The following is a 13,095-nucleotide window of genomic DNA, read 5'->3' on the forward strand; positions in this document are numbered from 1 at the left end:
TGCGCGCCATGTTGAGCGGCGGGAAACCGGCGGACAGGTCGCCTCTCGCCGAAGGCGTCGTCGAGCAGGACGGCGAGGTGGTGCTCGCCCGTACCGCGCGCCCCGAACGCGACCCCGTGCTGGCGCTGCGCGCCGCGGCCGCCGCCGCACAGGCCGGCCTGCCGCTCTCCCCGCACGCCGTACGCCGCCTGGCCGCCACGGCGCGCCCGCTGCCCACGCCCTGGCCCGCCGAGGCCCGCGAACAGCTCGTCACCCTGCTCGGCTCCGGCCGCACCACCGTCGACGTCTGGGAGGCCTTGGAGGCCGAGGGTGTGATCACCCGGCTGCTGCCCGACTGGGAACGGGTGCGCTGCCGCCCGCAGCGCAACGCCGTCCACGTCTGGACCGTGGACCGCCATCTGATCGAGACGGCCGTGCGCGCCTCCGAGCTGACCCGCCGCGTCGGCCGCCCCGACCTGCTGCTGGTCGCCGCGCTGCTGCACGACATCGGCAAGGGCTGGCCCGGCGACCACTCCGTGACCGGCGAGACCATCGCCCGGGACGTGGCCGGGCGGATCGGCTTCGACCGCGCCGACGCGGCCGTCCTCGCCGGCCTCGTGCGCCACCACCTGCTGCTCGTCGACACCGCCACCCGGCGCGACCTGGACGACCCCGCCACCGTCCGCGCGGTCGCCGACGCGGTCGGCACCCAGGGCACGCTGGAACTGCTGCACGCACTGACCGAGGCGGACGCGCTGGCCACCGGCCCGGCCGCCTGGTCGTCCTGGCGCGGCTCCCTCGTCGCCGAACTGGTCCAGCGGGTCTCAGCGGTCCTCGCCGGGGACGTACCGGACGACCCCGGGACCGCCGCCGCGCCCACCGCCGAGCAGGAGCGCCTCGCCGTCGAGGCCTGGCGCACCGGCGGCCCGGTCCTGGCGCTGCGCCCGCGGCCCGAGGAGCCCCTCGGGGAGCCCTCCGGGGAGCCCGAACCCCTCGGCGTCGAACTGCTGATCGCCGTCCCCGACCAGCCGGGCGTGCTGCCGTCGGTCGCCGGGCTGCTGGCCGTGCACCGGCTGACGGTCCGCACGGCCGAGCTGCGCGCCCTGGAGCTGCCCGACGGCGTCGACGACGGCGCCGTGCTGCTGCTGAACTGGCGGGTCGCCGCCGAGTACGGCTCGCTGCCCCAGGCCGCCCGGCTCCGCGCCGACCTCGTGCGGGCCCTGGACGGCTCCCTGGACACCGCGGGCCGGCTCGCCGAACGGGACGCCGCCTACCCGCGCCGCCGGGGCGTGGTGGCGCCCCCGCCGCGCGTGACGGTCGCCCCGGCCGCCTCCCGGCACGCCACCGTCATCGAGGTCCGCGCCCAGGACGCGCCGGGACTGCTGTTCCGCATCGGGCGGGCGCTGGAGGACGCGAAGGTACGGGTGCGCAGCGCGCACGTGAGCACGCTGGGCGCGAACGCCGTCGACGCGTTCTACGTCACCGGCCCCGCGGGCGACCCGCTGCCGGAGGAGGAGGCGGCGTCCGTGGCACGGCGGCTGGAGGAGACGCTGCGGGCGTGACCTCGCCGTCCGCGCCGGGCAGGTCCGCGCCGGGCGGGGTGTGTCCCTGCTCGCTGTCTTCAGCGGGTGGGGACGAATCGCTTGCAGGGCCGGATACCCTGGAGGGCAGCCCTAGACGACTCCTACTCCGAGGACCGACGCCGCTGTGTTCGATACTCTCTCCGACCGCCTCTCAGCGACTTTCAAGAACCTGCGTGGCAAGGGGCGGCTCTCCGAGGCGGACATCGACGCCACGGCGCGCGAAATCCGCATCGCCCTCCTGGAAGCCGACGTGGCCCTGCCCGTCGTCCGTACGTTCATCAAGAACGTCAAGGAGCGCGCCCTCGGGGCCGAGGTCTCCAGGGCGCTGAACCCGGCCCAGCAGGTCCTCAAGATCGTCAACGACGAGCTGGTCACCGTCCTCGGCGGCGAGACCCGCCGCCTGCGCTTCGCCAAGCAGCCGCCGACCGTGATCATGCTGGCCGGTCTCCAGGGTGCCGGTAAGACCACCCTCGCGGGCAAGCTCGGCAAGTGGCTCCAGGAGCAGGGCCACTCGCCGCTGCTGGTCGCCTGTGACCTCCAGCGCCCCAACGCGGTGAACCAGCTCAGCGTCGTCGCCGAGCGCGCCGGCGTCGCCGTCTACGCCCCCGAGCCGGGCAACGGCGTGGGTGACCCGGTCAAGGTCGCCAAGGACTCCATCGACTTCGCGCGGACCAAGGTCCACGACATCGTGATCGTGGACACCGCCGGCCGCCTCGGCATCGACGCCGAGATGATGCAGCAGGCCGCGGACATCCGGGACGCGGTCGGCCCCGACGAGATCCTCTTCGTCGTCGACGCGATGATCGGTCAGGACGCCGTGAACACCGCGGAGGCCTTCCGTGACGGCGTCGGCTTCGACGGTGTGGTGCTTTCCAAGCTCGACGGTGACGCCCGTGGTGGTGCGGCCCTGTCGATCCGGCAGATCACCGGCAAGCCGATCATGTTCGCGTCCAACGGTGAGAAGCTCGACGACTTCGACGCCTTCCACCCGGACCGGATGGCCTCCCGCATCCTCGACATGGGTGACCTGCTCACCCTGATCGAGCAGGCGGAGAAGACGTTCAGCCAGGAAGAGGCCGAGAAGATGGCCTCCAAGCTGGCGTCGAAGAAGGGCCAGGACTTCACCCTGGACGACTTCCTGTCCCAGATGGAGCAGGTCAGGAAGATGGGGTCCATCTCCAAGCTCCTCGGCATGCTGCCGGGCATGGGGCAGATCAAGGACCAGATCAACAACATCGACGAGCGCGACGTCGACCGCACCGCCGCGATCATCAAGTCGATGACCCCGGGCGAGCGCCAGGATCCGACGATCATCAACGGCTCGCGCCGCGCCCGTATCGCCAGGGGTTCCGGTGTCGAGGTCAGCGCGGTGAAGAACCTCGTCGAGCGGTTCTTCGAGGCCCGCAAGATGATGTCCCGCATGGCCCAGGGCGGCGGCATGCCCGGCATGCCGGGGATCCCCGGCATGGGCGGCGGCCCCGGCCGGCAGAAGAAGCAGCAGAAGAAGGCCAAGGGCAAGCAGCGCTCGGGCAACCCGATGAAGCGCAAGCAGCAGGAGCAGGAGGAGGCCGCGCGCCGCGCCGCCGCGGCCCAGGGCGGCAACGCGCTGGGGCTGCCGCAGCAGGAGGGCCAGAACTTCGAGCTGCCGGACGAGTTCAAGAAGTTCATGGGCTGACGCGCCCGGCGGACAGCGGATCCCGCCGTACGACGTGTGATCGGCCGTACGACGTAGAGGGCGTCCCCCACATGGGGGGCGCCCTCAGCGCATGCCAGGGCCGGGCATCTGCCGTAACGTCCAGATATGAGCAATGCCGCGCCACCACGCAAGGCACCTGACCAGCCGTGGCGCACCGAAGGCACCCCGGAGGAGCCGCCCAGGCGGCCCGGCGGGCGAAGGCCACGCGGCAAATGGTGGGGTCTGCTCGTCACCGCGGTGATCGTCTTCCTGGTGGCCTACGGCGGGCTGAGCTACTACAACACGGGCAACGAGCCGACGATCTCGTACACGGAGTTCAGCAGGCAGGTCGACGCCGGCAACGTCAGCACGATCTACTCCAAGGGCGACGCCATCCAGGGGAAGCTGAAGAGCGCCCGCCCCAAGCCCAGCGGCGGCGGTACCTACACCAAGTTCAAGACCCAGCGGCCGGCGTTCGCGGGCGACAACCTCTGGCAGAGCCTGACCAGCCACCATGTGACGGTGACCGCGCAGCCGGTGGTGCAGGAGCGCGGCTTCGTGTCCAACCTGCTGCTGTCGCTGGCGCCGATCGCGGTCCTGGCGGTGCTGTGGATCTTCTTCGCACGGCGGATCGGAGCGGGGCTGGGCGGAGCCGGCGGCCTGTTCGGCCGCAGGACACCGCCCCGGCCGGTGGAGCTGCGGCCGGGCACCCAGCGCACGACCTTCGCCGACGTGGCCGGAATCGACGAGGTCAAGGGCGAGCTGGACGATGTCGTCGACTTCCTGAAGTATCCGGACGACTACCGCAGCATGGGCGCCAAGATGCCCCGCGGTGTGCTGCTCACGGGCCCGCCGGGGACCGGCAAGACGCTGCTCGCGCGGGCGGTGGCCGGCGAGGCGGGGGTGCCGTTCTTCTCGGCGTCCGCGTCCGAGTTCATCGAGATGATCGTCGGCGTCGGCGCCTCCCGGGTGCGGGAGCTGTTCGCGGAGGCCCGCAAGGTGGCCCCGTCGATCATCTTCATCGACGAGATCGACACCATCGGCCGGGTGCGGGGCGGCGGCGCGTCGATGGGCGGCCACGACGAGCGCGAGCAGACGCTGAACCAGATCCTGACCGAGATGGACGGCTTCTCCGGCTCAGAGGGCGTGATCGTGCTGGCCGCGACCAACCGCGCCGACGTCCTGGACCCGGCCCTGACCCGCCCGGGCCGCTTCGACCGGCTGGTCACGGTCGCGCAGCCGGACCGGGGCGGCCGCGAGGCGATCCTGCGGATCCACACCCGGGACATCCCGCTCGCCCCGGACGTCGACCTCGCCCGGGTGGCCCGTACGACCCCGGGCATGACCGGTGCCGAACTGGCCAACCTCGCCAACGAGGCCGCCCTGCTCGCGGTCAAGCGGCGGCAGCGGGCGGTCACCCCGGCCGACTTCTCCGAGGCCCTGGAGAAGGTGCAGCTCGGCGCGGAACGCGCCCTGGTGATGCCCGAGGAGGAGCGCCGGCGCACCGCCTACCACGAGAGCGGGCACGCCCTGCTGGGCATGCTCCAGCCCGGCGCCGACCCGGTCCGCAAGATCACCATCGTGCCGCGCGGCAGAGCGCTCGGGGTCACCCTGTCGACGCCGGAGTCCGACAAGTACGCGTACACCGAGGAGTACCTGCGCGGCCGGATCATCGGCGCGCTCGGCGGCATGGCCGCGGAGCACGTGGTCTACGGCGTGATCACGACCGGCTCGGAGAACGACCTGGAACAGGTCACCAACATCGCGCGCGGGATGGTGGCCCGCTGGGGCATGAGCGAGCACCTGGGCCGCCTGTCGGCCCTGCCCAGCGACGCCCAGCAGGCCTACGGGCTGGCCGCCGCGCCGCAGACCCTCGACACCATCGACACCGAGATGCGGCGCATCGTCGACGAGTGCTACGAGGAGGCGTGCCGCAAGCTGGGCGACCACCGCGAGCAGTTGGACGCGCTGGCCGCGGCCCTGCTGGAGAACGAGACGCTGGAGGAGGCCGACGCCTACCGGGTCGCCGGCATACCGCGCCTGAGGAAGGACCCGGAGCCGGCCACGGGAGATCCGGGACGACCCCCTGAGCACACCCCGGGGCAGGGCGCCTAGGGGCGTCTCGCCGATCCCGCCGCGCTCGCGGCGCCTGGCACCGCACCTCGCCGCGTCGTCATCGGTCGCCGATGCTCCGCACCGACTCCCTCCTCCGCCATGCGACGCTCCCGCACTGCCTGAACGGCGGGGGAGGTAGGTACCCCCGTCTCCAGCCGCCGCTCCCGGATCCGGCCTGATCGACGAGCCCTCCTAGGTGGTCCGCGCGATCAGGTAGCGGAACACGTTCGGCATCCACACGGTGCCGTCGGGCCGCTGGTGCGCGTGCAGGGCCTCCGTCAGCTCCTTGCCGACCTGGTTCTCGTCGCTCGCCGCGATCGCCGCGTCGAACAGGCCCGTGGAGAGCATGCCGCGGACCGCGCTGTCCAGGCCCGCGTATCCGAAGGGGCAGGCCACCCGGCCGGAGCCGTCCGGGCGCAGACCGGCGCTGCGGGCCACCTCCTCCAGGCCGTCGCGCAGCGCGGCCGGAGGATCGGCCGGGCGGACGACCGCGCGCACCACCGAGGACGTGGCGCACCGTTCGGGCGGTCCCCAGCCGGCCAGCACCACCGGCGCCCCTCGTTCGGCGAGCGGCGCGGCCGCGGTGAGCTGCCCGGCCAGGGCGGCCGAGTCGCCCGCGAGGCACCCGATGGGCTCGAACGCGGTCACCAGGGTGTACGCGGGCGTCCCCGGGCCGGGGGCGTCCGTGAGGTCGTCGACGGGCCCGTCGAGGACGCGGGCGTCCGCACGCGCGCGCGTGCCCCATGCCTCCGGCTGCAACCGCTGCCGTGCGAGAGCGAGCCGTTCGGGTGAGGCGGGGTCGGCACCGGTGACCGCCGCTCCCCTGGAGGCCGCCATGAGCAGGGCGAGCCCGGAACCGCAGCCGAGGGCGAGCACCCTGGTTCCGCGGCCCACCTCCAGCCGCTCGTGGACGGCCTCGTAGAGCGGTACCAGCATCCGCTCCTGGATCTCGGCCCAGTCACGCGCGCGTGCCCGCAGATCCACCCGGGGCGCCGGCCCGGCGAGTTCCGCATGCTGCCGCACGAGCGTAGGTGTCATGGATAAGCGCCCCAATCCGCCGAGAGGTTGCCGCTGCCCGATTCCGTGGCCCCCGTGCGCCGCACTTCCCGTATGCCAGGTAACTCCCCGCTCCGCACCGCGTCCAGGGGTCGTGAGGCCATGGTTGGTGCCGTCCGGGCACCTGGCGCGAGATTTCACGCTCCGGAAACCCGGGCCTCGCCCGCCGTACGGTCGCCCTCCGGAGCGGGCCGGTGCGGGACGCCGGGGACGCGCCCGGTAACGTCACGGTCGTCGCGCACGCTGACCCAGGTACAGGCTTCCGCTCGGGAAGCGGCCGAAACGCCTCTTGCACATCGTCCGAGGACATGCGCACCGGTGTGCGAGCCGGTCCTACGCGCGGGTGCGTACGCGGGACTACGCACCACCTTGATACGAGCTGTGAGGCTTCTCCGCAGTTCAGCGCACCCGCCCTCGTCAGGACGCATCAGCGGCAACTGACGGGTACGTGAAAATTATTTGGGATGCCCCGGAATAGGAACACAGTGGGCCCCACGCTCGTTCTCATTACGTGAGCACGACACAGACACCACCTGTTCTCGCCGCGGAACTGGCGCAGGCGTGGGCCGACATTCAGCGGTACCACCCCGAGCTGCCGGATCTCGCCGCGCCGGAGTCCCTGATCGGGGAGTCGTCGTCCGCGTGCGGACACGAACTCTCCTTCGAACGACTGCTCCATGAGGCAGTCCACGGCGTCGCCGCCGCACGCGGGGTGCGCGACACCTCGCGCGCCGGCCGCTACCACAACCGCCGGTTCCTCGCCATCGCCGAGGAGCTGGGCCTGGACCACCCCGAGGAGCCGCACCCGAGCAGCGGTTTCTCGCTGGTCACGCTCAGCCCCGAGGCCAAGCGGCGCTACCGTCCGACGATCGAGCGCCTCCAGCGCGCGCTCAAGGCGCACACGGCCGCCACGTCCGCCGACACCAGCCGCACCTTCCGCGGCCCGGCGGCCCGGCACGGCTCCTCCGGCGGCGGGGTGCGGGTCAAGGCGGTCTGTGACTGCGGCCGCAACGTCCGGGTCGTCCCCTCGGTCCTGGCCCAGGCCCCGATCATGTGCGGTGGCTGCGGCAAGCCGTTCAGGATCCCGGAGATCGTGGGCGCCGCGGCGAGCTGAGACACGGCTGCTCGTGGCAGCCGTACCTCGGGGGCCGCGCCTCGAGCACCCGGAGGGCCGGGTGCGACTCAGGCGTGCCCGCGCGCGGCCGGTCCGCCCCGCGCCAGAGGCGACCCGCGGCGTATGGCACAATGACTAGCTGTACTCGACAGCCGCACAGGACCCCTCTCTCCTCCGGCTGACGCGTCCATCGGGCACTCGGGTACCGCAACCCCACGCGGCGTCTCCGCCGTGCCCAACCACGTCAAATCCAGGAGAACCCACTCCCGTGGCAGTCAAGATCAAGCTGAAGCGTCTGGGCAAGATCCGTTCGCCTCACTACCGCATCGTCGTCGCCGACTCCCGTACCCGCCGTGACGGCCGGGCCATCGAGGAGATCGGTCTGTACCACCCGGTGCAGAACCCCTCGCGCATCGAGGTCAACGCCGAGCGGGTGGCGTACTGGCTCTCCGTCGGCGCCCAGCCGACCGAGCCCGTGCTCGCCATCCTGAAGAAGACCGGCGACTGGCAGAAGTTCAAGGGCGAGCCCGCCCCTGCGCCGCTGCTGCAGCCGGCGGAGAAGGCCGCGCGTCCGTCGTTCGAGGCCCTTGGCGGCGAGGACGAGGGCAAGGGTGAGGCGATCACCCAGAAGAAGAAGGCTGAGAAGAAGGACGAGGCGGCCACCGAGTCCTCTTCGTCTGAGTCGACCGAGGCCTGAGCAGCATGCTCGAAGAGGCGCTTGAGCACCTCGTGAAGGGCATCGTCGACAACCCTGACGATGTGCAGGTCGCCTCGCGCAACCTGCGTCGCGGACGTGTGCTGGAGGTCCGGGTCCACCCCGACGACCTCGGCAAGGTGATCGGTCGCAACGGCCGCACCGCACGCGCCCTGCGCACCGTCGTGGGTGCCATCGGCGGCCGCGGCGTCCGTGTCGACCTCGTCGACGTGGACCACGTCCGCTGACGCATCGCAACCGGCTCGGGCCGGGGAGGGCCACTGGGCCGTCCCCGGCCCGCAGTCGTATGACAGGAGATTTGGACACGTGCAGCTGGTAGTCGCACGGATCGGCCGTGCCCATGGCATCAAGGGCGAGGTCACCGTGGAGGTCCGTACCGACGAGCCGGAGCTCCGGCTCGCGCCCGGCGCCGTACTCGCCACCGACCCCGCCTCCGCGGGACCGCTCACCATCGAGACCGGACGCGTCCACAGCGGCCGGCTCCTGCTGCGCTTCGAGGGCGTCGGCGACCGCAACGCCGCCGAGGCCCTCCGCAACACCCTGCTCATCGCCGAGGTGGACCCCGACGAGCTGCCCGAGGAGGAGGACGAGTACTACGACCATCAGCTCATCGACCTCGACGTGGTCACCGAGGACGGTGAGACGGTCGGCCGGATCAGCGAGATCTCGCACCTGCCCTCCCAGGACCTGTTCATCGTCGAGCGTCCGGACGGCACCGAGGTGATGATCCCGTTCGTCGCGGAGATCGTCACCGAGATCGACCTCGAGGAGCAGAGGGCCGTCGTCGCGCCGCCGCCGGGTCTGATCGACGACCGTGCCGAGATCGCTTCTTCCGAGGCCCCCCAGGCCGCCGGGGACTCCGGGAACTCCGGGGACGAGTCCTGATGCGCCTCGACGTCGTCACGATCTTCCCCGAGTACCTGGAGCCGCTGAACGTCTCCCTCGTCGGCAAGGCACGCGCGCGCGGGCAGCTGGACGTGCGCGTGCACGATCTGCGCTCCTGGACGTACGACCGCCACAACACGGTCGACGACACGCCCTACGGCGGCGGTCCCGGCATGGTGATGATGACCGGACCCTGGGGCGACGCCCTGGACTCCGTCCTCGCCGAGGGCTACGAGACGGGCTCCCACGCGCCCGCGCTGATCGTCCCGACCCCCAGCGGACGCCCCTTCACCCAGGAACTCGCCGTCGAGCTCTCCGAACGCCCCTGGCTGATCTTCACCCCGGCCCGCTACGAGGGCATCGACCGCCGGGTCGTGGACGAGTACGCGACCCGCATGCCCGTCTACGAGGTGTCCATCGGCGACTACGTGCTCGCCGGGGGAGAGGCGGCCGTGCTGGTGGTCACGGAGGCCGTGGCCCGGCTGCTGCCGGGTGTCCTCGGCAACGCCGAGTCCCACCGGGACGACTCCTTCGCGCCCGGCGCCATGGCGAGCCTGCTGGAGGGCCCCGTCTACACCAAGCCGCCGCGGTGGCGCGAGCGCGGCATCCCCGAGGTGCTGCTCAGCGGCCACCACGGGAAGATCGCCCGCTGGCGCCGCGACGAGGCCCTGCGGCGCACCACGGCCAACCGGCCCGACCTGATCGAACGTTGCGATCCCAAGGCCTTCGACAAGAAGGACCGCGAGATGCTGTCCATCCTGGGCTGGGCGCCCGACCCCGGCGGCGAGCCGTACGGCCGATTTTGGCGCAGGACCGACGACGTGGAAGAATAGGCCGCTGCTGTGCGCCGTCCGGCGTGCGCCCCTGCCACAGGGGGACACGACGCCCGCCCCGACCGCACAGCGGTCCTTTTCGGAAAACCCCCTAGTTTCCGCTGATGACCTGTGGCATCGGCGAAGAAAGCAGACGAAATGTCTCACCTGCTCGACTCCGTCGACGCCGCGTCGCTGCGCAGCGACGTCCCGGCCTTCCGCCCGGGCGACACCGTCAACGTCCACGTCCGCGTCATCGAGGGCAACCGCTCCCGTGTGCAGCAGTTCAAGGGCGTGGTGATCCGCCGCCAGGGTTCCGGCGTGCGCGAGACCTTCACGGTCCGCAAGGTCTCCTTCTCCGTCGGCGTCGAGCGCACCTTCCCGGTGCACACCCCGATCGTGGAGAAGATCGAGCTCGTCACCAAGGGTGACGTGCGCCGCGCCAAGCTGTACTACCTCCGTGAGCTGCGCGGCAAGGCCGCGAAGATCAAGGAGAAGCGCGAGAGCTGAGCGCTTTTCGCGCACCGGACCGCACCACGGGTCCGGCGCGGGTTCTCAGCGGGGCGGGATAGCATTCCGCCCCGATGGACACCGAAGCACAGCCGACGGAGCGCGACCGCTCCTCCCGCCCCTCCGACGCCGGAGCCGACCAGGCTCCCGGTGCGCGGGGGCCGGAGGACCGGTCGCGTTCGTCGTTGGTGGCGGGGATCACCGACTGGCTGCCCGGCGGGCGGATCACCCTGACCGCGCTGATCTGCCTGGTCCTCGTGCTGCTCCTCAACACGTTCGTGCTGCAACCGTTCCAGATCCCGAGCGGATCCATGGAGCAGGGATTGAGGATCGGGGACCGCGTTCTCGTAAACAAGTTGGCGTACCGTTTCGGTGCCGCGCCGCGGCGCGGCGATGTCGTCGTGTTCGACGGCACCGGCTACTTCGGGCACGCCGACTACATCAAACGCGTTGTGGGTGTGGGGGGTGACCATGTGGTCTGCTGTGACAAGGAGGGCAGGATCGAGGTGAACGGCCGGCCGGTCGACGAGTCGACCTTCCTGTACCCCGGCGACCGTCCCTCCACGGTGCCCTTCGACGTCGCCGTGCCCGACGGCACCCTGTTCGTGCTCGGTGACCACCGCGGCGACTCCAGCGACTCCCGCGACCATCTGGGCTCCCCGGGCGGCGGCATGATCCCCGTCGGCGACGTCGTCGGCCGGGCCGACTGGATCGTCTGGCCCTACGGCCACTGGACCCACCTCACCCGCCCCGGCGCCTACGCGCGCGTGCCGGCCGCCGACCACGCGGGCGGCACCCATGGGTAACCGCGGCAAACCACGGGGTGCGCCGGTCAGCGCCGCCGACGAACTGCTGCCCACCGGGGCCCGGCGCGCCGGCGGCCCGGCCGGCGGCCGCACCCGCGCGGAGCGGCGCAAGTTGCAGCGCAAGGTCAAGCGCAAGCGCAGGCGCTCCGCCGTCCGGGAGATCCCGCTCCTCGTCGGCGTCGCCGTGCTCATAGCCCTGGTCCTGAAGACCTTCCTCGTGCAGGCCTTCGTGATCCCGTCGGGCTCCATGGAACAGACGATCCGCATCGGCGACCGGGTGCTGGTCGACAAGCTCACCCCGTGGTTCGGCTCCAAGCCGCAGCGCGGGGACGTGGTCGTCTTCCACGACCCGGGCGGCTGGCTGGCCGGCGAGCAGACCACGAAGAAGAACGACCCGGTCGGGGTCAAGCAGGTCAAGGCGGGCCTGACCTTCATCGGCCTGCTGCCCTCCGACAACGAGAAGGACCTCATCAAGCGGGTCATCGGCGTCGGCGGCGACCACGTCAAGTGCTGCGACGCGCAGGGCCGGGTCACCGTGAACGGCGTTCCGCTGAACGAGGGGGACTACATCTATCCGGGTGACACGCCCTCCGAGCAGCCGTTCGACATCACGGTTCCGCCGGGACGGCTGTGGGTGATGGGCGACCACCGGGGCAACTCCGCCGACTCGCGCGCGCACCGCAACACGCCGTACGGCGGTACGGTCTCGGAGAAATCCGTCGTGGGCCGGGCCATGGTCATCGGCTGGCCGCTCGGCCACTGGAGCACACTGAAGGAACCGAAAACCTTCGCCGCCGTGTCCGACGCGGCGGCCGGATCGACCGCCGCCGCCCGCCTGTCGCATAGGGTTGCCCCGGACGATCCCAACAGATCGGTTCAGCTCCCGACCCCTGCGGAACTCCCGCTCGTTATGGGAGTGGTGGGCCTGCGCCGGGCGTGGCGCGGGCGGCGGCACGGAGTAAGGAGTTGGCGTGGGGGATGTGGCGGTTGGCGCACGGTCCGGAAGCGACGGCGAGGAGCACCGCGGACACCCCGTGGATGCGGCGGCCCGCCCCGCGCACCCCGCCGTGGCCTCCGGGAGTGAGAGCGAAGCGGCCGAGGACGGCAGGGTGACCGAGCACAACCAGACCGATGAACAAGGGACCGGCGAGACCACATCTGAGGCGAGGAAACCCCGCTCGTTCTGGAAGGAACTGCCGATCCTGATCGGTATCGCGCTGGTGCTCGCGCTGCTGATCAAGACGTTCCTCGTGCAGGCGTTCTCCATCCCGTCCGACTCGATGCAGGACACCTTGCAGCGCGGTGACCGGGTTCTGGTCGACAAGCTGACCCCGTGGTTCGGCTCCGAGCCCGACCGCGGCGAGGTCGTCGTCTTCCACGACCCGGACGACTGGCTGGCCGGTGAGCCGACGGCCAAGCCCAACGCCCTCCAGACGGTGCTCAGCTGGATCGGCCTGATGCCGTCCGCGGAGGAGAAGGACCTCATCAAGCGGGTCATCGGCGTCGGCGGCGACACCGTCGAGTGCCACGGCACCGGTCCCCTGATCGTCAACGGCAAGGCGCTGGAGGAGTCGTCCTACGTCTACCCCGGTAACACGCCGTGCAGCCAGGACGACCAGGGCGGCCAGTTCAAGGTGACCGTGCCCAACGGCTACATCTGGGTCATGGGCGACCACCGGCAGAACTCCCGGGACTCGCGCTACAACCAGGCCGACAGGAACCACGGCATGGTCCCGGTCAAGGACGTCGTCGGACGCGCCATCGTGCGGGCCTGGCCGGTCAACCGCTGGGGCACCCTGCCCGTGCCCGACACCTTCGACCAGGCGGGCATCGGCCAGCAGCAGT

At 71.5% G+C, this 13,095-nt stretch carries 13 protein-coding genes; 12 read left to right on the plus strand and 1 reads right to left on the minus strand.

The features are described from left to right. The 3 genes from ABZ484_RS36705 to ftsH all read left to right on the plus strand — a co-directional run. Positions 1 to 1,541, plus strand: a 1,541-nt coding sequence (locus ABZ484_RS36705; RefSeq protein WP_358870292.1) for a [protein-PII] uridylyltransferase, incomplete at its 5' end; no start/stop codon positions are given. A gap of 145 nt (positions 1,542 to 1,686) precedes the next feature. After that, positions 1,687 to 3,237: a signal recognition particle protein gene (gene ffh, locus ABZ484_RS36710; RefSeq protein ID WP_358870293.1), complete on the plus strand. Its 1,551-nt coding sequence runs from the start codon at positions 1,687 to 1,689 to the stop codon at positions 3,235 to 3,237. 126 nt (positions 3,238 to 3,363) lie between these two features. After that, positions 3,364 to 5,352 (plus strand): ATP-dependent zinc metalloprotease FtsH, encoded by a 1,989-nt coding sequence (gene ftsH / locus ABZ484_RS36715; RefSeq protein WP_358870294.1) that lies wholly within the window; start codon positions 3,364 to 3,366, stop codon positions 5,350 to 5,352. Positions 5,353 to 5,544: 192 nt separating this feature from the next. Here ftsH and ABZ484_RS36720 read toward each other — a convergent pair whose 3' ends face one another. Next, the gene (locus ABZ484_RS36720; RefSeq protein ID WP_358870295.1) at positions 5,545 to 6,390 is read right to left on the minus strand and encodes an SAM-dependent methyltransferase; all 846 of its coding nucleotides are present in this window, start codon (positions 6,388 to 6,390) and stop codon (positions 5,545 to 5,547) included. 529 nt (positions 6,391 to 6,919) lie between these two features. Here ABZ484_RS36720 and ABZ484_RS36725 point away from each other — a divergent pair. The 9 genes from ABZ484_RS36725 to lepB (ABZ484_RS36765) form a co-directional block, all read left to right on the plus strand. Further along, positions 6,920 to 7,522: a hypothetical protein gene (locus ABZ484_RS36725; protein WP_358870296.1), complete on the plus strand. Its 603-nt coding sequence runs from the start codon at positions 6,920 to 6,922 to the stop codon at positions 7,520 to 7,522. 268 nt (positions 7,523 to 7,790) lie between these two features. Next, a complete protein-coding gene (gene rpsP, locus ABZ484_RS36730) occupies positions 7,791 to 8,219 on the plus strand; it encodes a 30S ribosomal protein S16 (protein WP_358870297.1) in 429 nt (142 codons plus the stop codon). A 5-nt stretch (positions 8,220 to 8,224) separates the two neighbouring features. Next, the gene (locus tag ABZ484_RS36735) at positions 8,225 to 8,464 is read left to right on the plus strand and encodes an RNA-binding protein (protein ID WP_003973401.1); all 240 of its coding nucleotides are present in this window, start codon (positions 8,225 to 8,227) and stop codon (positions 8,462 to 8,464) included. Between the two features lie 79 nt (positions 8,465 to 8,543). Beyond that, entirely contained in the window at positions 8,544 to 9,122 is a 579-nt protein-coding gene (gene rimM / locus ABZ484_RS36740; protein ID WP_358870298.1) for a ribosome maturation factor RimM, read from the plus strand. Further along, a complete protein-coding gene (trmD, locus tag ABZ484_RS36745) occupies positions 9,122 to 9,955 on the plus strand; it encodes a tRNA (guanosine(37)-N1)-methyltransferase TrmD (RefSeq protein ID WP_358870299.1) in 834 nt (277 codons plus the stop codon). Before rimM ends, trmD begins: the two co-directional genes overlap by 1 nt. Positions 9,956 to 10,093: 138 nt before the next feature. After that, the gene (gene rplS / locus ABZ484_RS36750) at positions 10,094 to 10,444 is read left to right on the plus strand and encodes a 50S ribosomal protein L19 (RefSeq protein ID WP_029385574.1); all 351 of its coding nucleotides are present in this window, start codon (positions 10,094 to 10,096) and stop codon (positions 10,442 to 10,444) included. Positions 10,445 to 10,518: 74 nt separating this feature from the next. Further along, on the plus strand, positions 10,519 to 11,250 hold the full coding sequence (gene lepB, locus ABZ484_RS36755; protein ID WP_358870300.1) for a signal peptidase I: 732 nt from the start codon (positions 10,519 to 10,521) through the stop codon (positions 11,248 to 11,250). Next, on the plus strand, positions 11,243 to 12,334 hold the full coding sequence (gene lepB / locus ABZ484_RS36760; RefSeq protein ID WP_358870301.1) for a signal peptidase I: 1,092 nt from the start codon (positions 11,243 to 11,245) through the stop codon (positions 12,332 to 12,334). Before lepB (ABZ484_RS36755) ends, lepB (ABZ484_RS36760) begins: the two co-directional genes overlap by 8 nt. Further along, on the plus strand, positions 12,222 to 13,095 hold an 874-nt coding region (gene lepB / locus ABZ484_RS36765; RefSeq protein WP_358870302.1), incomplete at its 3' end, for a signal peptidase I. The genes lepB (ABZ484_RS36760) and lepB (ABZ484_RS36765), both read left to right, overlap by 113 nt.

The sequence above is a fragment of the Streptomyces sp. NPDC006393 genome (genome assembly GCF_040628575.1).
Lineage (GTDB): Bacteria > Actinomycetota > Actinomycetes > Streptomycetales > Streptomycetaceae > Streptomyces.